26 protein-coding genes are annotated in these 19,137 nt (G+C 60.3%); 13 read left to right on the forward strand and 13 right to left on the reverse strand.

Going from position 1 to position 19,137, the window contains the following annotated elements; genetic code table 11:
* Positions 1-476, reverse strand: a 476-nt coding sequence (locus tag EGH25_RS05740; protein ID WP_476729812.1) for a transposase, incomplete at its 3' end; no start/stop codon positions are given.
* Positions 477-538: 62 nt separating this feature from the next.
* On the opposite strand from EGH25_RS05740, the gene EGH25_RS05745 reads away from it, so the two are divergent.
* From EGH25_RS05745 to EGH25_RS05755, 3 genes are all read left to right on the forward strand, one after another.
* Positions 539-661 carry a hypothetical protein gene (locus EGH25_RS05745; RefSeq protein WP_266086691.1) on the forward strand — a complete coding sequence of 41 codons (123 nt, stop codon included), beginning with the start codon at positions 539-541 and terminating at the stop codon, positions 659-661.
* A 143-nt stretch (positions 662-804) separates the two neighbouring features.
* Positions 805-1,713 carry an LEA/WHy family protein gene (locus tag EGH25_RS12120; RefSeq protein ID WP_266086692.1) on the forward strand — a complete coding sequence of 303 codons (909 nt, stop codon included), beginning with the start codon at positions 805-807 and terminating at the stop codon, positions 1,711-1,713.
* A 163-nt stretch (positions 1,714-1,876) separates the two neighbouring features.
* Positions 1,877-2,158 carry a DUF5789 family protein gene (locus EGH25_RS05755; protein ID WP_266086693.1) on the forward strand — a complete coding sequence of 94 codons (282 nt, stop codon included), beginning with the start codon at positions 1,877-1,879 and terminating at the stop codon, positions 2,156-2,158.
* A gap of 51 nt (positions 2,159-2,209) precedes the next feature.
* Here EGH25_RS05755 and EGH25_RS05760 read toward each other — a convergent pair whose 3' ends face one another.
* The gene (locus EGH25_RS05760; protein ID WP_266086694.1) at positions 2,210-2,410 is read right to left on the reverse strand and encodes a cold-shock protein; all 201 of its coding nucleotides are present in this window, start codon (positions 2,408-2,410) and stop codon (positions 2,210-2,212) included.
* 110 nt (positions 2,411-2,520) lie between these two features.
* Here EGH25_RS05760 and EGH25_RS05765 point away from each other — a divergent pair, with 110 nt between their 5' ends.
* From EGH25_RS05765 to EGH25_RS05780, 4 genes are all read left to right on the forward strand, one after another.
* The gene (locus EGH25_RS05765; RefSeq protein WP_266086695.1) at positions 2,521-2,706 is read left to right on the forward strand and encodes a hypothetical protein; all 186 of its coding nucleotides are present in this window, start codon (positions 2,521-2,523) and stop codon (positions 2,704-2,706) included.
* Positions 2,707-2,766: 60 nt separating this feature from the next.
* Positions 2,767-3,000: a type II toxin-antitoxin system HicB family antitoxin gene (locus EGH25_RS05770; RefSeq protein WP_266086696.1), complete on the forward strand. Its 234-nt coding sequence runs from the start codon at positions 2,767-2,769 to the stop codon at positions 2,998-3,000.
* Positions 2,957-3,385: a hypothetical protein gene (locus EGH25_RS05775; RefSeq protein ID WP_266086697.1), complete on the forward strand. Its 429-nt coding sequence runs from the start codon at positions 2,957-2,959 to the stop codon at positions 3,383-3,385. Before EGH25_RS05770 ends, EGH25_RS05775 begins: the two co-directional genes overlap by 44 nt.
* Before the next feature lie 272 nt (positions 3,386-3,657).
* Positions 3,658-4,926, forward strand: a complete 1,269-nt coding sequence (locus EGH25_RS05780) for an RNA-guided endonuclease InsQ/TnpB family protein (RefSeq protein ID WP_266086977.1) — start codon at positions 3,658-3,660, stop codon at positions 4,924-4,926.
* Between the two features lie 78 nt (positions 4,927-5,004).
* Here EGH25_RS05780 and EGH25_RS05785 read toward each other — a convergent pair whose 3' ends face one another.
* From EGH25_RS05785 to EGH25_RS05795, 3 genes are all read right to left on the reverse strand, one after another.
* Complete coding sequence (locus tag EGH25_RS05785; protein ID WP_266086698.1) at positions 5,005-5,388, reverse strand: hypothetical protein; 384 nt, start codon at positions 5,386-5,388, stop codon at positions 5,005-5,007.
* 138 nt (positions 5,389-5,526) lie between these two features.
* Complete coding sequence (locus EGH25_RS05790) at positions 5,527-6,735, reverse strand: acyl-CoA dehydrogenase family protein (protein WP_266086699.1); 1,209 nt, start codon at positions 6,733-6,735, stop codon at positions 5,527-5,529.
* Between the two features lie 110 nt (positions 6,736-6,845).
* The gene (locus tag EGH25_RS05795) at positions 6,846-7,511 is read right to left on the reverse strand and encodes a helix-turn-helix domain-containing protein (RefSeq protein ID WP_266086700.1); all 666 of its coding nucleotides are present in this window, start codon (positions 7,509-7,511) and stop codon (positions 6,846-6,848) included.
* Between the two features lie 81 nt (positions 7,512-7,592).
* Here EGH25_RS05795 and EGH25_RS05800 point away from each other — a divergent pair, with 81 nt between their 5' ends.
* A complete protein-coding gene (locus tag EGH25_RS05800; RefSeq protein ID WP_266086701.1) occupies positions 7,593-9,245 on the forward strand; it encodes an AMP-binding protein in 1,653 nt (550 codons plus the stop codon).
* Here EGH25_RS05800 and EGH25_RS05805 read toward each other — a convergent pair.
* Genes EGH25_RS05805 through EGH25_RS05825 form a run of 5 tightly spaced genes read right to left on the reverse strand, consistent with a single transcriptional unit; the run spans position 9,231 to position 12,178 of the window.
* Positions 9,231-9,791 (reverse strand): class I SAM-dependent methyltransferase, encoded by a 561-nt coding sequence (locus EGH25_RS05805; protein ID WP_266086702.1) that lies wholly within the window; start codon positions 9,789-9,791, stop codon positions 9,231-9,233. The genes EGH25_RS05800 and EGH25_RS05805 overlap by 15 nt on opposite strands.
* Positions 9,792-9,823: 32 nt before the next feature.
* Positions 9,824-10,141, reverse strand: coding sequence for a DUF7471 family protein (locus EGH25_RS05810; protein ID WP_266086703.1), 318 nt, complete (start codon positions 10,139-10,141; stop codon positions 9,824-9,826).
* A complete protein-coding gene (locus tag EGH25_RS05815) occupies positions 10,141-10,665 on the reverse strand; it encodes a winged helix-turn-helix transcriptional regulator (protein ID WP_266086704.1) in 525 nt (174 codons plus the stop codon). The genes EGH25_RS05810 and EGH25_RS05815 overlap by 1 nt, the downstream gene beginning before the upstream one ends.
* Before the next feature lie 53 nt (positions 10,666-10,718).
* Positions 10,719-11,516: a sulfite exporter TauE/SafE family protein gene (locus tag EGH25_RS05820; protein ID WP_266086705.1), complete on the reverse strand. Its 798-nt coding sequence runs from the start codon at positions 11,514-11,516 to the stop codon at positions 10,719-10,721.
* Positions 11,516-12,178 (reverse strand): SCO family protein, encoded by a 663-nt coding sequence (locus EGH25_RS05825; protein WP_266086706.1) that lies wholly within the window; start codon positions 12,176-12,178, stop codon positions 11,516-11,518. Before EGH25_RS05825 ends, EGH25_RS05820 begins: the two co-directional genes overlap by 1 nt.
* A gap of 106 nt (positions 12,179-12,284) precedes the next feature.
* Between EGH25_RS05825 and EGH25_RS05830 the strand changes: the two genes are divergently transcribed.
* Positions 12,285-12,935, forward strand: coding sequence for a nitrous oxide reductase accessory protein NosL (locus EGH25_RS05830; RefSeq protein ID WP_266086707.1), 651 nt, complete (start codon positions 12,285-12,287; stop codon positions 12,933-12,935).
* On the forward strand, positions 12,916-13,470 hold the full coding sequence (locus tag EGH25_RS05835; RefSeq protein ID WP_266086708.1) for a nitrous oxide reductase accessory protein NosL: 555 nt from the start codon (positions 12,916-12,918) through the stop codon (positions 13,468-13,470). Before EGH25_RS05830 ends, EGH25_RS05835 begins: the two co-directional genes overlap by 20 nt.
* On the opposite strand, the gene EGH25_RS05840 is transcribed toward EGH25_RS05835, so the two are convergent.
* From EGH25_RS05840 to EGH25_RS05850, 3 genes are read right to left on the reverse strand one after another with little or no spacing between them, the layout of a single operon-like run.
* Positions 13,471-14,280, reverse strand: a complete 810-nt coding sequence (locus tag EGH25_RS05840; RefSeq protein WP_266086709.1) for an ABC transporter permease — start codon at positions 14,278-14,280, stop codon at positions 13,471-13,473.
* Entirely contained in the window at positions 14,277-15,002 is a 726-nt protein-coding gene (locus EGH25_RS05845) for an ABC transporter ATP-binding protein (RefSeq protein WP_266086710.1), read from the reverse strand. Before EGH25_RS05845 ends, EGH25_RS05840 begins: the two co-directional genes overlap by 4 nt.
* Positions 14,999-16,873: a NosD domain-containing protein gene (locus tag EGH25_RS05850; RefSeq protein ID WP_266086711.1), complete on the reverse strand. Its 1,875-nt coding sequence runs from the start codon at positions 16,871-16,873 to the stop codon at positions 14,999-15,001. Before EGH25_RS05850 ends, EGH25_RS05845 begins: the two co-directional genes overlap by 4 nt.
* A 56-nt stretch (positions 16,874-16,929) precedes the next feature.
* Here EGH25_RS05850 and EGH25_RS05855 point away from each other — a divergent pair, with 56 nt between their 5' ends.
* The 3 genes from EGH25_RS05855 to EGH25_RS05865 are packed head-to-tail and all read left to right on the forward strand — an operon-like array spanning position 16,930 to position 19,097.
* Positions 16,930-17,793, forward strand: coding sequence for a hypothetical protein (locus EGH25_RS05855; RefSeq protein ID WP_266086712.1), 864 nt, complete (start codon positions 16,930-16,932; stop codon positions 17,791-17,793).
* Positions 17,787-18,629 (forward strand): mechanosensitive ion channel family protein, encoded by an 843-nt coding sequence (locus EGH25_RS05860; RefSeq protein ID WP_266086713.1) that lies wholly within the window; start codon positions 17,787-17,789, stop codon positions 18,627-18,629. The genes EGH25_RS05855 and EGH25_RS05860 overlap by 7 nt, the downstream gene beginning before the upstream one ends.
* A 21-nt stretch (positions 18,630-18,650) precedes the next feature.
* Entirely contained in the window at positions 18,651-19,097 is a 447-nt protein-coding gene (locus EGH25_RS05865; protein ID WP_266086714.1) for a universal stress protein, read from the forward strand.
* Positions 19,098-19,137 lie beyond the last annotated feature (40 nt).

The following is a 19,137-nucleotide window of genomic DNA, read 5'->3' on the forward strand; positions in this document are numbered from 1 at the left end:
GTCGTGCAGTGTACGTCGAGTACGGCTTGTGTGTCTGTGTCAACAAGTGCGGTTGTTTTGAGCGTCTGGACGTGGTAGTTCGTGCGGCGGCAGTAGTGTTTGCTAGCGTTCTCGCGGTCGAAATACGTCGAGTCGATGGCGGCGTGTCCGGAGGTTTCGTGCTCCTGCGTGGAGAGGCGCAGGAGCACTCTCCAGACTTCCATCGTCAATCTGTCAAACGCCTTTACTAACGTCGAGTGATCAGGTAATTCGTCGGGTTCAAGCCCTATCTCAGCCAGAATGTGTGGCATTTCACTCAGCCAATCCAAAGCAGTGCGGTAGGATTCACCGAGATAAACTCGGAGGCAGTGCAGTGAAACGACAGCGTAATCGGCGAATCCGCCACCCCCTGTCGGGGCGGCGGATTCGCCTCGTCCACCGACAGCATTTTTTGCTAACGTCACTACTCTTTGAGTGAAGCGGGAGATTTTCGACATGTCCAACTCGATGTTTCCCGCTTCATTCTCCTTGCTCTAACGATACAATCCATCGCTACCTAGTGATTCACCAGAGCCTAGTTGACGTAGCCATCGACAGCAACCGGCGCGTCACACAGGTCGAAGACGGCAGGTACGTCGTCATGGTCGACGGCGTCCGTTACGTCTACGAATCCGAGAATTAGGGCGTCGTACCATCTCCTGTTCGTTCACGGACGACGAATCCGCGTCCAACCCATACCGTTCCTCAACCGTGTCGCGTGTGAGGTACGAGTCACAGCGCCGGCGGAACACGAATATTGATGTGGGCGCGTCTATAATCCGTGGCGTGGAACTCCCGTTGGACGCGCCCCTCGTCCGTCGTATCACCAACGACTGGGGCGAGATAACCGACGACTACTCCGAGATACGGACACGTGTCGTTCTCGACGGCGCGAGCCTCGTCGACGTGCACGTCAAGGGCGTGGGTCTGAGGTACGACGCGACGATGAACGGTATCGAGGTCGCACGCTCACAAAAGAAGGGCGTCTCACTCAACCGTCGGAACACGACCATACATCTGAACGCGCGTATACACCGCGACAGGCTACTCGAATGGTGGCGCACCCACGTCAACAACGGCGAACGTACCGACCTCGTCATACGTCCCCATCTCACCGTCGATCTTCCGTCCGTCGACCTCTCGGCTATCGACTTCGCGGGCGTCCTCCCGACGCGTACGGGCGTCGACTCCTTCTCCGTCGAGACACCCAACTACACGAGCGGGTTCACGACGAGTATCGCCGACTCCGTACGGACACGTGAGGCGATGCGCGTCAAGGTTCTCGGAAAGACCGTCTTCGCGGTACAGAACGTCGACGCTTGGTGGGGAACCGCCGACGACGACGAGACGCCCCTTGACGTACGTGTCTCGCTCCGAAACCCCAACCCGTTCGCGGTCGGCTTCGAGGATCTCGGTTACACAGTCAACATGAACGGTATCGATCTCAGCGACGGAACCGTCGACGACTTCACGCTCCCCGCACGCGGTTCGAAAACGGTCGGGTCGCGCGCCGTCCTCGACAACCAACGTATCGCCGACTGGTGGGCGAGCCATCTCCGCAGGGACGAGCGCACCAGCACGGAGATAACCTTCGACGGTACCGTGACAGCCCTCGGACTCAGCCGCGATGTCGGCGGACGTAGCTACACCGACAGCTTCGAAACCGACCTTTTCGCGGGCGGTCTGCCGTCGTAGACCCACCGTCCCTCTGAGACGCGTTTAGCCGTCCGTCGTACTTCTCCGAACAGCTGTCCTATCTATCTGTCTGTTTGTTGTTTAATTCTGCCCGGTTAAGTTATAGACCACACCAAGGTTTATTAACCACCGTTAGTTATGACCGACCGGACGAGGTAGAAAGATGAGGCTAAGAGAGATGAGGAACGAGATAGAGGACTCCGTCGACCCCCCCGTGGAGGAAAGCATGGTACTCGACAGTATGGGTGACACGGAACTCGAAGCGCCGGGCGGCGAGTCCGAGACGGTCGCACAGGTGCTCGAACGCGGCGGGACGGAGACGTACGGGACGACCGTCGAACTTTACGAGTCGATACTCGGTAACCTGAGCGAGGCGTACGTCGGCAGGAAGGGCTACGACGACCGTGGACCCAACCTCGAACCTAAAGAACACGTTTCGTTTTAGCTCGCGCTACGTGGTTAGTACATAGAAACCCGCGTCAGCCGCGGGTGTAGTCTATACGCGCTCCAGGTTGGTGGCGCGCGGACCCTTGTCTGCTTCCTCGACCTCGAAACGGACGTCCTGACCCTCTTCTAGGTCAGGACCCTCTATGTCTTCCATGTGGAAGAAAACGTCCTCGGAGTCGTCGTCGTCGTTACGTTCTATGAAACCGTAGCCCTTCCTATCATGGAAGAAGCCGATCGTGCCTTCTGTCATGCGGCAGTCTATCTTCCGCGGGGATCTATAAAGCCCTTGTGTTAAACAGCCGGTTTGGGAAGCCGTCTCACGACCCGTACAGTCTTACCGTGGAGTGACGTACGACGCCCATGACCGAATGCGACTACTGCGGAAACGACGTGTACGGAGACGAACCCGTCTTCGTCATGGAGGAGCGTGAGTTCAGACGCGTCGAAACCGGTGCATTCTGCAACTACGCGTGTCTGTCGGCGTACATAGACGACGAAGGACTCGCCGACGGTGCTGTGTGCGAGGTGGATGTCGGAGAAGAATAACCGTTGTCGTGCGGGGCGGGGTAACGACGCGAATTTAACCCACGAGTCTCTAAGAGGTCTATGCGCGAACAGGAGATACGTCTCGTCCACGAGGCGGGCGTCTGGGTAGCGATCGATGTCGGAACGGGCGTAACGGCGCACGGCGGTACGCGTGACGAGGCGTTGACGAGCCTTGACGCCGAACTCGCAGGGCGCGACGACCGGAACGAGGGCGGTATCGAGGACGCCGAAGACCTACGCCGTGAGGTGGGTGTCGAAGACGGTGCTCTCACCGACGCCGACGAAGGAACCTGAGATGGGGGGTATAGACACCGACGAACTCCCGACGACGGTAGACGTTCTCCGTTACGGCGAACCCGGTGCCGATCCTACGTACATGATGGTTCCGGGCGACGACGGAACCAAGGTCGTGGGCGCGCACTCACGTGAGGCTATGCGCCACAGGAGACGCAGACTCGGCGTCGGTATCGTCGTCGCGGGCGTCGTCGCCGGCGTGGGCTACTACCTCGGCGAGCTTCTCGTCTCCGCCTTGGGCTTTCTCGTGGTCGTCGCCGTCGCCGGCTACGAACGTCTCAGACCCGACGGCGTTCCTGAGGTCGTCGGAAGAAACGTCCACGCAGAGGAGGCGCTCGAAACGTACGAGATCGAGGGCTACGTCGACGAGGTCTTCGTTATGTAGACAGCCTTCCGAGCGATCGCGCATTCGACGGGTTCGGTGACGGTGACGTGTCGACGAGGTCTTCGTCAGGTAGGTATTCTTCCGAGGGGTTACGCGGTTTCACCTAATTCGAGGCGGAGGCCCCACCCTCAAGGAGCGCCGGGCTTCCGGCTCCGGCGGAAGCACAAGCGAGTAGGGTGGGGAGGAAGCCGACCCGGCATTGACCAACCGCCAGACTGGTGCCTTCGAACTCCCAATTATTAAGTAACTACAACGTCATATATGAAAATATCGTGGAATACCGTCGAACCGCCGTTATCAAGCTCGATACACCCGAAGGAGCGGATACACACCTGCGGGAGACTATCGAGCAATTCAAATACTGTTCCAACACCGCGAGCGAGTGGTGCTGGCACGGGCGTCACCAGATTCCGGAGGAATCTGGTTGCCAACCAGAAACGCCGCGCGTTTCTGGTGACGACAACGGCTACCACGTCACCTCGAAAGCAAAGGCGGAAGATGCGCTGTACGACCAGCTACGCGAGGATACAGAGTTGACTGCAAACCTCGTCCAGAAAGGGATTCATCAGGCCGTCGAAGCCATCAAGAGTGGTGTCGAACGGCTCAAAAACGACCACGATACGTCACGTCCGGCGTTCACAGCGGATACCGCCGTCTACGATAAGCGAAGCGCCACGTTCCACCGCGACCACGTTTCGCTATCGACACCGGACGGGCGTATCGAGTGCGACTATATTCTCCCCGACGACGCTGACACACCGCCAACGAAGTACGTGACCAACGAGGACTACGAGTTTCGGCGGGCAACTCTCCATCGGCGTGACGGTGACTGGTATCTCCATGCGTCGATGCTCAAAGAGGACGACGACACCGACACCACTACCGGGCACAGAACAGTCCTCGGTGTGGACCTCGGTGTAAACCAACTCGCGGTCGCTTCGACCGGACGGTTCTGGTCGGCAGATGAGTTCAACCACTGGAAGCGAGAGTACGAGAAACGGCGTGGCGACCTCCAACAGTGCGGAACACGAGCGGCACACGACGCGATAGCAGGCGTCGAGCGCAAAGAGGACGGTCGCTTCGAGATATTCCTGCACCGTGTCGCCAACGAACTCGTATCTGAAGCCGCCGAACACGACTGTTCGCATATCGTGTTTGAGGACCTGACCGACATTCGTGAGAACGTGCCAGAAGCATCGTGGCACCATCTGTGGGCGTTCCGTCGCCTCTTCGAGTACGTCGAATACAAAGCCAGAGAGCAGAGCATTGAAGCCGTCCAAGTGGACCCACGGAACACGTCGAAGCGGTGTTCGACCTGTGGGTTTACCCACGATGATAACCGCCACGGCGAGGACTTCGAGTGTCAGAAGTGCGGCTACCAGAACCACGCTGACTACAACGCTTCCAAAAACATCGGCTTGCAGTATCTCCGGCGTCGGCAAAACGCAGACGACGGAGGCGCACGCGTAGACGTGCGCTTGAATCGCGGGACGCTGAACGTGAGTGGGGAGTACAACCCTCCTGCCTCGGCTGAGGCATAGAACGGGAGTCCACGCGAAAGCCCTACCCTCAACGAGCGAGCGGGTCCTTAGACCCCGAGCGAAGTAGGGTAGGGTAGTTTACTCGCGGCGTATCTTAACCGCCGTCGTACGTACCACGTCCTCGACTATCTCGTCCGAATGCGACTCGGAGAGACGTTCAACCACGACATCGCCCGCGTCCTCTATCATCTCCTCCGTGTGGTCGTCGAAGACGGCGCGCACGCCGCGGCGTATACAGTCCTGCACCGTTTCGGACATACCTACGACGGGGAGGTTGGTTATAACGGCGTCTTCAAGATCGCGTAGAAAGCTCTCCTGGTTCTCCTCCTTGAGGCTCTGAACCACGCGCTCGCCCACCTCGTCGACTATCTCCTGCTTCTGTTCCTCCGAAAGACCTTCGAGCATACCCCCAACCGGGTCGTATGCCGTGTCTAACTCGCGTTCGAGTTCTTCGTCTGTCATTTACATCCCTCCTGAACGGTCGGTAGCCTCTCCTTCACCGGTACGGATCAGTCGGTGTTTGTCTCTTCGGTTTCTCTGCGCGACGGTCTCACGGCTTAGCACACCGAAGCCTCGGCGCAAGCCATGTCGTCGGACGGATCAGGAGTACGCCGAGAGACCGAGCATCTCGTTACCGACGATGAGCTTCTGCACCTCCGTCGTGCCGTCCGGGATCGTCATAACGCGCGCGTCGCGGTGGTACCTTTCGAGCGGGTACTCCTCCGAAAGCCCCATCGCACCGTGAACCTGTATACCCTCGTACGTCACCTCGTTGCATTTCTCGCACGCGTACCCCTTTGCGAGCGACGACATGAGACGCGCGTCCTCGTCAGCCTCGCTCAGGAGGTCGATGGCGTGGTACGCCAGACGCCGCGAAGCCTCCGTCTTCGCCTTCATACCGTACAGCTTCTCCTGTATAAGCTGGTGCTCGCCTATCTTCTTCCCGAACGACTCGCGGTCCTTTGCGTACTCCACCGAGTCGTCGAGCGCCGCCTGCGATATACCCGTCGCCATCAGCGCCATCCCTGTACGCATGAACGCGAAGATAGCGTTGAGGGGCTTGAGTTCGAAGAACAGGTCGACGACGCTTTGGGGATACGGAAGCATCTCGTTGAGGCTCTTCCCCTCGACAACGGCGTTGGATATCATCTTCGACAGGTTGTTGTCCTCCGGCACGCGGACATCGTCGAGGTAGACCTCACCCGTCGGCGAAGCCTTCCAACCCATCTTGTGAAGCTCGCTCGTCTCGAACGGTGAGTTCTCCTTGTCGACGAGGAACATCTCGCGCGCGTCGGTCTCCTCGTTGTGCGCCGCGACGAGCAGAACGTCCGCAACAGGCGCGTTCGAGACCCACGTCTTCTGTCCGTTGAGCACATACTCGTCGCCGTCGGGACGCGCCGTCGTACCGAGATGAACGGTATCCGTTCCGCTCTTAGGCTCGCTTACGCCCAGACCCCCGATGATCTCGCCCGTTTCGAGCTTACCCATCATGGCGTCCTTCGTCTCATCGGAGGCGAACTCGACGAACATCGCAGGGAACGACATGTTGAGAGTGACGTTTAGTGAGGGCCAGACGCGTGAGATCTCCTCGGAGCCGATTCCGTAGAAGGCGAGGTCTCCGAAGTAGTCGTCGGCAACGTCGGGCGAGAAGCCGATCCCCAACTCCTCCTTCATCTTCGTCTGGTAGCCTATGATCTCGTCCTTCGAAAGCGCCTCGTCGTCCTTCTCGTCCACATCGGGCGCGACCTCTTCTTCGAGAAAGTCTCGGAGGCTGTCGCGGAAGAAACGTCGCTCCTCGTCTATCCTCATGCCTCAGCTCCTCCCTCGTCGGCAGGTACCGAGGCGTCTGTCTACATCACCGTGACACATACTTTCCATAGCGGTGTAGACCGGAAGTCGGTTGTCCCCTGAATAAGAGGCTACTTATTCGTAACCGTCCGGGGCATTATCTTCGCCTCCGCCTTACGCAGATGCTCCCCCGCCGTACTCGCTGTGCAGTCGAGAAGTTCGGCGACATCTTCGTGTGTCGCGCGCCGTGGGTTGTCGTAGTAGCCCACCTCGACAGCCGCACGGATAACCTCGCGCTGTCTGTCGGTTAGGGTGCGCTCGAACTCGCTCTCCTCAGGAACGTACCTACCCACCTGACTCAGAACCGTCTCGGCGTTCTCCGTCAGACGCATGAACTCGGGGAGTGACTCCTGTACGCGTTCGTTCTTTCCTACGACGGTCATCTCTATACCGTTGTCCGTAAAGTCGAAAGGCGTGTCGACGATCAGACCGTTCTCGTCGGCTATTTCGAGAAGGTCGGTAGCCGGACTCCCCGGCTTGAAACGGACGTACAGGTTGAAGCCGTCACCGTCGACGCTGAAGATCTCGCTTTCGACTATCTCCGTGTTCTCGTCGAGCCTCTCGGCGAGTTCGTCTGTCTCCCCCTCGCATCCGTAGACAACGACGCCGTCGCGGTTTGATAGAAGCGATACGTGCAACACCGTCTCGCGCTCCACGTCGAGTCCTTTGAGTATCTCCTCCTCCAACGGATGGAAGTAGCCGCCGGGCGGTTTGAGTACGTACCGGTAGTACCGCATATACCCGATACGGGTTCCTGAAATAAAAGCCTTCCATACACGGCAGAAGACACTATCGAAGCAGACACGTCTTTCGTCTAAGTGAACGTACCTTGGTCATCCGTCTACCAAAAGTACGGGGTTGAGAAGAGCCTCGACCACCGTGACGAAGCCGTTCACGCGCTCCTGCGCGACGCTGTGGAGGGGTACGGCGACATGGCTCTCGTTCAGAACGGCGAGGAGACGACGTACCCCGAAGCGTGGGACGATGCGCGCCGTCTCGCCGGCGCTCTGCGTGGACGCGGCGTCGGAAGGGGCGACGCCGTCGTATCGCTCCTACCTACGGGCGTCGAGTTTCTCGTTACGAGCTACGCCGTCTCCGTGGCGGGCGGTGTGCATGCACCCGTCTCCCCTCTCGAAAACGAGGAAACACTCGTCGAGAACCTGAGCAAGCTATCGCCCGAAGCGGTGATCGCCGACGGAAGATACGTCGGACTCGCCGAGACGGTCGAAGAAGATCTGGGTACGGACGCCTTGGTCACCGTCGGCGACAGTGCGGGCGAGGGGTTTGAAGCCGTCGTCCGTGGAGCCGATCCGCTCGAACCCGTCGACGTTGAACCTTCCGAGGATGTTCACACCGTACTGTTCACCGGAGGGACGACGGGCACGCCCAAGGGATGCATGTTGACCCACAGAAACGTAACCGCGAACGCGGGGCAGATCGAGGCTTCGATGTCGCGCGCCGCGTCCGTCATGAGTGGGAACGCCGAGGTACTCAACGCACTACCGCTGTACCACGCTTACGGGCATTCGATGGCGCACGCCTTCGTACGTATGGGCGTGACACAGATACTCGTCGCCGACCCGCGCGACACTGACTCCGTCGTAGGGTACGTCTCCGAACGCGACCCGACCGCAGTCGTCGGCGTCCCCACGCAGTTCATGGAGATGGAGACGGACGGTGAGATGGACGTTGTCGGTATATCGGGTTCCGCGCCGCTCGCGTCGGAGACACGCGACGGCTTCGAGGACGACGCACGCGGTATGACGCAGGGGTACGGTCTGTCTGAGATGTCACCTGTCACGCATTTCGACATAGAGGGGCTCGTCGAGTCTATCGCGGGCGTCTCCAGGCGTGAACCCGGCTACGACCATCCGACGGTCGGCGTTCCCGTACCCGGAACATGTGTCCGTCTACGCGACACGGAGACGGGTGAAGACATACCTCTCGAAGAGGCGGCTGAGGAAGACATCGTCGCCGAGATGCTCCTCGACGGACCCCAGCGTATGAAGGGCTACGTCGATGGCGACGAAGGGTTCGATAAACTCCGTGACTCGAATGGTTCAGTTGCCCACGAGGATCGTTCCGGCTCCCGTGAGGGCTACGTCCGCACCGGCGATCTCGTCCGTCTCGATACCGACGGGCGTTTCTACGTCGTCGACCGCGTCAAGAACATGATAAACGTATCGGGTCTGAAGGTCTACACGGAGGAGGTTGACGAGGAGCTTCACGCCCACCCCGATGTCGAACGCGGCGGTACGGTCGGTGTACCCGACCCCGAACGTCCGTGTAGCGAACGCGTCAAGGTCTTCGTCCGGACGGAGGAAGAAGCAGATCTCACGCCGGAGGATATAACGTCCTTCCTCGCCGACCGCGTCGCCAAACACGCCGTTCCCGACGAGGTCGAGTTCGTCGACGAGATACCGTTAACCGACATCGGAAAGATCGACAAGGCGGCGCTACGCGACGGCTGAGACGGTAAAGAACGTCTCCGTACGTTCGTCGGCGCGTTCGACCTCGAACCCCGCGTCCTCGACGGCACCGACCGCCTCCTCGGCGTCGTAACGTTCGTCCGTCGGTGGTCCCCGGTCGCCGTCACCGTTCGCAGACCAGTCGGCGACGACGAGACGACCGTCCGGGGACAGAACACGTCTTATCTCCGCGAGCGCCTCAGGCGACGCGAACTCGTGGTACGTCATCGTCGAGTACGCGGCGTCGACGGAACCGTCACCGAACGGCATCCCGCTGACACCCGCTGTCACGGGTTCGACGTTTCCGGGCAAGCCTTTCTGACGGTACCGGTCGTGCATCTCCTCCTGAACGTCGACCGCGTATACAGTACCTGCGAAGCCCGCAACGTCGTCGGTATAGAAGCCCGTTCCGCTCCCGAGATCGACGACTACGTCCTCCGGCGAGGGGTCGAGAGCGCCGACGAGTTCCTCCATCGAGACGTATCTGTAACGCCTCTCGGCGTCGTCAAGGCGATCCGCCTTCTCCGGGTCGAACGTATGGTGTCCCATGGCGGACGTTCGTCATGTTAACATAAAAGTTCCTACGTCTCCGCGTCCGCGCCACCGACGTACGCCGCTGTGAGAACGAGCGCGGCTATAAGGAAGTCGAGCGTATGCTCGACGAGATGGTGGTACAGCATCGGTATAACACCCTGAACCGTACCGAAGCCTACGAGCGTGCGCACCACGAGGAGACCGATAGCCACGGATATCAGAAGGTAGCTTTTCCCGCGTCTTCTCCGGTACGCAACGAGGCTAAGCGCGAAGACAGCCGTCGTACCTATACCTGCGAGTACCAGCACTGCAAGAAGGAACGGGGAGCCTTCAACACCGAGCCGGTTCGCCGCGGGGGTCGTCATTACGTCTCTTCGAGCATCCTGTCGACCATCGTCACGAACCTGTCGACGACCGTGTCGGCGAGCGACGGAGATATGTCGGAAAGCATCTCAACCGTCCTATCTTCGTCGACCGCCGAGACGGTTACCCTTCCCCCGTCACCCCGGCTCTTACTCACGAGGCTCTGCTCCTCAAGACGCCCAAGATGCCACTCAACGGTGCTCCGGGCAACGTCGAGCGCCTCGGCTAACTCGTCGGGTCTGGTCTCGCCGTTTTCGACGATATATACGACGACTTCGCGCGCCGTCTCTCGTCTCAGGAGCGCGACCGCTCCTCTTCTGTCTTCGGGATACTCAGCGGGGTAGTAATGCGTCCTACCGTACAGGCTGTCCCCGTCTATATCGCCCCTCTTCGTCAGACGGTACATATGGTACTGTACCTGACCCGTCGCCATCTCGACCGACCTTACGAGTTCGTTGAAATGTACACCGGGGTTCTCGGAGACGTAGTCGAGTATCGTCTTCCGCGGGTCGGCTGTCTCTGACATGGTATTACTTACGTAGTAGGCTGTCCGGACGTATATCACCGGCGATACGAACGTCACCACGGCTGGTAGTAAGGTATAGGGACGTGCGGCAGGGGAACCCCGAGTGACGCAAGACCGTGCTGTAGGGGTATGTACCCGAGGAGGACGAAGACGACGCCGAGGACGCGGTGTAGGTTCCTCCTGTGTCTCACGTCCGCCGAGCTCATGATAGCCCCGACCAGAAACACCGCCGGAAACGTTCCCGCGGCGAGTGCGGCGAGCGAGACCGCGCCCCCTATAGCCGACCCCTGTACGAAGGCATAGAGGAAGGCTGGATACAGAAGGGGGCACGGAAGGAGCCCGTGGACGGCACCAAGGCCGGCTATCCGTCTGTCACCTACCCATTCGTCAACATAGGGCGTGACGTGGCTATGGAGATACCTCGTGCCCCGTGAGACCCATGAGGCGGGAACGAGACTCCTTGATGTCCCTGATGAGACGTAGCCGATACCGACCCCTATAACCGCGACACCGACGGCTAGACCTACGACCGCACGGATCTCGGTCACGAACGCCGTCACGTCCCTTGCGGTGACAAAGACGACCTCGCCCGCGAGTCCGAGCGCCGCACCTATCGCCGTGTAGCTAGCCCCTCTTCCGAGGTTGAAGAGAAAATGTTGTTTGACCTCTCGGAGACTGAGTACGTCCGGACGGTTCGACGCCGTGTTCATACGTTCCGAGTACATGCTCACGAGCGGACCGCACATACCAACGCAGTGTGCCCCTCCGAGAAGTCCCAGAAGAAAGAAGCCGACGAGACCGACAGGCGCGGAGCCGTACGTCGGGTCGGCGGGTGCGCACGTAGCCGCCATTAGAGGCTGTGCGCGTTGGCGACGGTTTCGGCGTCGTCCGCGACGCGGCTCACCTTAGGGCGTTCGCCCTGGTAAGCCCGCTCCGTGTAGCCGTCGGGGTTGACGAGGAAGGTCACCGACGGATGTATGAACTCGGCACCCTGACGCTGGAAAGCGATACCGAGGCTGTCGGTTACGACGCGTTCGGCTTCTTCTGGTCCTTCGGGGCGCAGAAACTCCCAGTTACCGGCGTCGAGATCTACACCCATACGTTCACCGTAGTCGCGCAGAACCTCTGCTGTATCGTTTCTGGGGTCAAAGGTAACCACGAGGAAACGAACCGAGTCGCCCAAACCGCGTTCGTCGAGCGCCGCCTGCACACCAGCGAGCTGGTTGCCCGTGACGATACATTCGGCGGGGCATGTCGCGTATATCTGCGTAGCTACGGTGACGTGGTTTTCTGAGATCGACTCGACCGTCTCGCCCGTGAGAGGGTTTGGGAGCGAAAACTCAGGGAAACCCTGACCGTACGCCGGGTACGCGAGATCCTCGCTGTCGCCCAGCTGATCCTCCTGTGGCGGAAGGACGACGTTCTCGTTCCCGCCTCCGAGGGCGGAGAGACAGCCCGTCGTGGCTGTCGCCCCCGCTACGAACGCCGTTCGTAGAAACCTTCGTCTTTCCATCACCGTATATACCGTCCGGCGACTGTAACCCGTTCTGGTACGTCCGCCGAAACCGTTGGACGTTCGAACCACACGGTATATTCTCGTGCGGTGTGTAGACGCTCTTATGCCGGAAGCCAACGACAGAAGGAGACGCGAACTACTCAGATATATCGGTGCATCGACCGTTATCGGAGCGGGCGTATCGACGGGGTGTCTCGGCGCGGACGAGGGGATGGAGGACGGTGAGGAAGCCGATAACAACGTGTCGGACGGGGGAGGCGCGAACGAGACGGATGCCGACGAAGCCGCGACGACAGAACCCGTGGATTTCCCGGCGGACGCCAACTGCGCTGTCTGTAACATGGTCGCCGCCGACTACCCCGACTGGAATGCTCAGGTCGCGCACGACGACGGCGAACGTGCCTACCTCTGCTCGTCGGGCTGTACCGTCGCGTACAAGACGTACCCCGATGAGTTCGCTGTCTCGTCCGCGCCTACCGCGTCCGTCTGGGTCACGGGCTACGAGACGCGTGAGCTGATCGACGGGGCGGAGGCGTTCTACGCTCTCGAAACTGACCCCGAACGCGTCGACGACGTTATGATGCTCAACCCCGCGCCTTTCGAGGAGCGTAACGACGCCGTCGAGTACGTTGACGCTGTAGAGTACCTAACCGAGGACGATATAGTAGGGTACGAACAGCTCGACGCCGAGACGGCGGACATCTACCGCGGACAGCTAACACCGAGTGGTGAGGATGCGAACGAAGACGCGTAGAGGCTTCCTCGCTGTGTCCGCGGCTCTCGCAACGGGATGCCTCGGAGGTGGTACGGAGGAACTACCACAGCCCATCTCGCTCGACACCGGAAGGTCGTGCGAAACATGCGGTATGATAGTACGCGACCATCCGGGTCCTGTCGGTCAGACGTACTACCGCGACAACACGCCGGAGGGGCGCGACGAGGACGAGCCTGCATGTTTCTGCTCCACCGTCTGTCTCTTCGACTTTTACTACGCGGGCAACAGACAAAACTGGAACCCTCTCGTACATTACGTTACCGACTACTCGTCGGTCGAGTACGAGGTACGTACCGAACGACGGTCGAAGTATATTTCCGCACATCTGAACGCCGAGGACTTCGCCGACGCGAGCCGAACCACGGTCGTCGTCGGTTCCGACGCCTTAGGGGCTATGGGACCGAGCCTGATTCCGTTCACGGACGGTGACGACGCGACGGCTTTCTCTGACGAGTACGCCGGCGACGTTATCGGCTTCGGCGATGTCACAGAACGTATCGTTGACTCCCTTTAGCTACTTCCAGACTTTTCTGACAGCCACGACGAGAGGTGCGACAGTCCACAGAACGAGGCTGAGGACGCTTGCGGGCACCGACGTTGCGCGCACACCGCCCGAAGCGACGCCTACCACTGTTTCGAGAACGAGACCACGGAACGCCGTGTTCGGGCTGAGTGAAGTGAGCCAGACGACGGCTTCGTCGCCCAGACTTTCGGTCACGACACCCGCGATAACGCCGAGGTCAGCGCCGAGGGCGAGGGCGACCCAGACGAGTACGGCGAGCGCAAGCGCGGTACGGACGGTGCCTGACACGGCGGAGACGGCGACAGCGACCGACAGTACCGCCGCGCCGAAAGCCACGGTCAGTACGGCGAAACGGGCGAGCAACAACGGCGAGTCGACGCCCCCGTGCCACGCTATCACGGTGATGGTAGGTCCGCTCTGTGTCCATACGAGACCGCCGACGACCAGGAGCGGCGCGACGAGTACGACAGAAAGAGCAACGAGGCGTCCTGCATAGAGGCTCAGGACGTACTCTGCGCGTCCGAGACCGTACGTCCTGAGAACGTCAAGTTCACCCGTCGATCGGTCGGTAAGCACGACACGGTATCCGAGCGCGAACGCTACCACGGGTACGAGGATCTCCGTGGGCGTCGTCAAGCTCGAAGCTGTAGGCAGGTATCCGCCCTTCGCACCGCCGCTGAACCACGCCGCGCCGACGACGACCGCGGCGTATCCGACGCCGAGCGCGAGGTATGCGCGTGTACGTAGAACCGTGAGTAGCTCACGTCTAAGTACTGTCCTACCCCCCTGTGCTCCGCTCATCCTCGACCCCCACCACGGACGACGGAGTCGAAGACGGACGCGAGGCTCTCCGCCTCATGCTCGTTCACCACCTCATCGGGCGATCCCGACCCTGCAATACGGCGGTCGTGTATAAGAACCACCTCGTCGGCGTGTCGCGCAACCCTGTCGAGGTCGTGGGTCGTCAGAAACACCGCTGTTCCGTCGTCGGCGATACCGCCGAGTGTCTCAAAGATACGTCCGGTCATCTCAGGGTCGAGACCGCTCGTGGGTTCGTCGACCACCATTATCGGGGGGTTGCCGACCCTCGACTGCGCGACACCGAGAAGACGTGTCATGCCTCCGGAGAGACCCGATACGTGTCTGTCGCTCGCGTCGGAGAGACCGACATCACCGAGCGCCTCGCTGACGTATCCGTCACCCATCTTCTCGTCCAACAGACGCGTGTAGAAACGTAACGTCTCTGCAACGGTGAAGCCGTCCCTGAAAGACGGCTGTTGGGGCAGGTATCCCACCGCGCGCTCCGCACCGCCCGTCCGTCTAAGAACCTCGCCGGAGTCGGGGGGTAGGAGACCCGCGAGTATCTTGAGAAACGTCGTCTTGCCGGAGCCGTTCGGACCTATGAGGGCGTACACCCTACCCCGTTCGGCTTCCATCGATACGTCCTTGAGAACCTCCAGCTCGCCGTACGTCTTCGAGACGTCGTTTGCTTCGAGAACCGCCGCTGACTCGGTCTTGTTCATTCTGTATCCTCCGTCGTGTTTCTGTCGTAGACCGCGGGCTTACCAAGCGGATCCTCGTCGACAACACCGCCCGAACGCATACCCGGAACCACGGTGTCCAGACCATGCAGGAGACTGTACGCGGTCGATCTGCGGAACGTCACCATCCCGTCGGTCGAGGTAACCGACGAGTCGACGCGATCGGTCGGACGGAAGACGTTAGCGCCCGGCGGTGCGTTGCTCCAGTAGTTGCCATCGTCGTTACCACCCCAGACACGCATAGCACCCTCGGCGGACGTGACTTGAACCTCGTTCCTAACGAAGTCGTTTCTCGTCACCTCGTTCGACGGAAGTACCGTAGACGCGCTTGCGCCGTACCGGTTTCCTAACATGACGTTACGTGTGAAGACGGAGGCGCGCGCTCCCATACGTAGACCATTCGTGTTGTTTACGAGGACGTTGTCGGCGAAGTACGAACGGCTACCCACGGTCGACAGTCCGTTCCGACTGTCCCGAACCTCGTTACCGACGATGTAGTTCGAAGTTGGACGCGTCATGATCACGATACCTGCGATAGCCCCGCCGCTTGCCTCGTTACGGCGTATCAACGTCTCGGACGTGTACATCAGATGGACACCAAAACGCCCGTCTCTCATAACGTTACGGCGTACCACGAGACCGTCGGAGGCGTGGGAGTATACGCCGTCACGTCCCTCGTTGAACGTCGAGTTCTGGACGACAACGGGCGACCGTATCGCAAGAACGCCCATGAATCCGTTTACCCACTCCTCGGTTCCGTTCACCGTCGTCCCTGCCACGACGCCGTCGTCCACTTCCGAAAACAGAACCCCCGTAGTCGACGTATCGACGGTCACTTCATGTACCAACGCCCTCTCGGTCTCGTTAAAAAGTACGGCGGCGTCCGACCTACCGTACGCCTCCTGTATCGTCTCGTCCCAGCCTCCGCCGCGCATCGGTTCGCCGCGTGTCGCGTTACCCACACCGGATATGGATACCGACGAAACGGCGACGCCGTCCGACTCAACCGTGACGACCGTACCGTTGCCGTATCCGACGATACGCGCGTCACCCTCTCCGACGAGCGTTACGGGCTTGTCAACGACGACATGCTCCCTGTATACACCTTCAGGGACGCGTACGGAGCTGTTCGGCGGTGCGGCGTCGACCGCCGACTGCACCGTCTCGTGCTCCTCTCCGACCACCACGGAGACGTTACGGCTGAGAAGACGGTGCGTCTTCCGTACCTTCTCGTCGGCTGTGCGCGACCTTCCGGCGATAACCTCGTCCGCCGCCTTCTCTATATCAGGCTCCTCAAACTCGGTTTCGAGAACCCCCGTGTATCCACGTACCTTTCCACCATACTCGTCGGCGTAGAGGCGCGCATCCTCTTCGGAGGAGAAGGCGACGACGGGACCCGCGCCGACGACGTATCTCGCATCCGACGCGTCTGTCCACTCCGGATCCGTCGACGTTTCGACGAAGCCCGCGCCGACGGGCGACGGTTGGGTACCGGAGAAGTCGGTGACGTACGCCTTGGTCGGCACACCCCAGACGCGTTCGTAACGGCGTTCGCCGACGTTACGCGCGAAGGATTCGAGACCTGTATAGCCCACGACGAAGCTGTACTGCGAGTAAAACACCTGAGCACTCGGAACCTCGTAACCCTCGAACTCCGCCTCCCTCATACCCGCGTCCGACATACCTATCTGTACGGTGTCCTCAAAGCTCACGGGTTCCGGTGTCGTTCCGGGGTCGACGACGAAGACACCGACTACGAACACCAGACAGACGGCGACGGCTACCGTGACTCTTCTGTTCGGCTTCACCTGCCAACGGATACCACCGACACGGACATATCCGTACTGGTTCACCTGTCGAAGACCTCAGGGGAAGGTATATTTCGAAGGCGGTCGAGTTACAAACCGTCGTGCTAGACGAAGCCTTTGACGAGGAGATAGACGCGGCGAAGGAAGCGATCGAGAGCGGTGAGAACGTCGTCGTCGCCTCCGAGCCTTTCGGCGGACGCCGGACGGTCGTCGACGAAGCTGTCACGGAAGCCGGTGTGAGACGTGTCTCCGTACCCTCCGTCTCCGACGAAGGCGTCGAGATACCCGACGACGGCGTCTGTGTCGTCGAGGGATCCCGTTACCTCTACACGCGGCGTGTCGGCGGCTTCGCACCCCTTGAACGGTTCGCCGAAGACGTGACTGTCTCTGACGCCACCTTCGTAACGTCGTGGAACACATACGCATGGGACTACGTCCGTCACGCCGTCGACCTCGGCGTTCTCGGCGACACGGTTCGCGTACCTAAGCTCGATGCCTCTCAGATTGCAAGGCTCCTTGACTCGGAGTACGACGTCTCCGAGTTCGGCGATGACCTCAACCGTGTTACCGCCGACCGGAAGACGTCGTTCCACGACAGCCTTCCTTTCGGTCTCGGGCGTCTGCTCGAAGAAAGCTCCGACAACATCTTTGAGAAGATATCCGCGGCGTCGTCCGGAAACCCCGGCGTCGCACGTTCCGTCTTCGAAGAACGGTCTTGGGACGAAGAGAACGAGGACGCCGACCTGAGCTACGAGGACGCCTTCGCCCTCCGCGTCGCCCTTTCGAAGGAAACCGTGGGGCGCGACGTACTGCGTTCGGTTGTCGAGCCCGATTCGCTTCCGAGAACACTACGTAATCTGTCTGACGCCGGTTTCGTCGAAACCACCGACGGCTCCGTCTCGCTCCGCGCCGAGAGCCTCGTCCGTGTCGTCTCGCATCTCAGAAGGAGGCGTCTCGTATGGTGACGGGCGTTCCCGAACCCGTCGAGGTTGAACCTATCGGCGTCGATCTCTCCACCGTCGTCGCCGCCGTCTTCGTACTCGCTGTCGCCGTACTCGCCGCCCGTGTACTGACGTACGTCCTAACGCGTCTCTCCGAACGCTCCGTCGAGCGACGTATCACGTTCAAGATGTTCGTACCGATCACGAGGTTCGTCGTCTACGCCGCGGCTGTCTACTACGTCCTCGTCCCTCTTCTTGAGCTTAGCCCCGACCAGATACTCGCCTTCTCCGCCGTCTTCGGCGCTGTACTTGCGCTCGGCGTCCAGGATCTGTTCGCAAACATCGTCGGCGGGATCGTCATAACCTTCGAACGTCCGTACACGGTGGGCGACAAGGTCGAGTTCGGCGACCACTACGGTGAGGTCACCAACATAGGGATAAGATCGACTAAGCTCCTGACGCCCGACGACTCCGTCGTTACAGTACCCAACTACCTCTTCTTCACCAACTCGCTCTCGAACGCCAACGCGGGCGCGCCTGAGATGATGGTCGTCGTCGAGTTCTACGTCTCACCCGACGCCGATACGGATCGAGCCACGGGGATCATACGTGATGCACTCAAGAGTTCGCGTTACGTCTACCTATCCGAAGACCACGGCGTCGTGTCACGTCTTGAGGACGCGGGCGGTTATACGGCGGTACGTGGAAAGGCGTACGTCAACGATGTCCGTAACGAGAAGGCGTTCAAAACCCGTGTCTCCGAGCGCGTACTTAGAAGCTTCGACGACGAGGACGTACGGAGGGCAGATCCCGCCGTCGTAGCCGTCCGTGAACACCCGAACAGCCGTCAAGAATATTAGGTAGGGTGCAGAAGTAGGCGCATGGCAGAGCACGTTCTGGTTCCCGTAGACGGTTCGGAACAGTCAAGAAAGGCGTTCGAATGGACAGTTGACGAGTATGAGGGTGAGGACGCGCGTATCACGGTCTTCAACGTCGTCGACCTCTCCGACCCCGAGTACTTCGAGAAGGCGGTAGAGATGTCTGGCGAGGACGTGGGCGAGGAGCGTTACGAAGGCGTCCTTTCTGAGACCAAGAACTTCCTACGGCGTTTCGTCAACGAGGCTGAGGAAGCCGGTATCGAGGCGTCGAGCGACTACGCTAAAGGCGACTCCCCGTCACGCGGTATCGTCGAGTACGCCGACGAACACGATGTTGACCATGTCGTCGTAGGTAGCCACGGACGTAGCGGTGTGACACGTGTCCTCCTCGGAAGCGTCGCCGAGAACGTGACACGGCGGTCGCCCGTGCCCGTCACCGTCGTGCGTTAGCTACACCGAACAAGTTCGGGGTCACTCACAACCCTCGTCG

It is taken from the genome of Halorutilus salinus (assembly GCF_026242195.1).
GTDB lineage: Archaea > Halobacteriota > Halobacteria > Halobacteriales > Halorutilaceae > Halorutilus > Halorutilus salinus.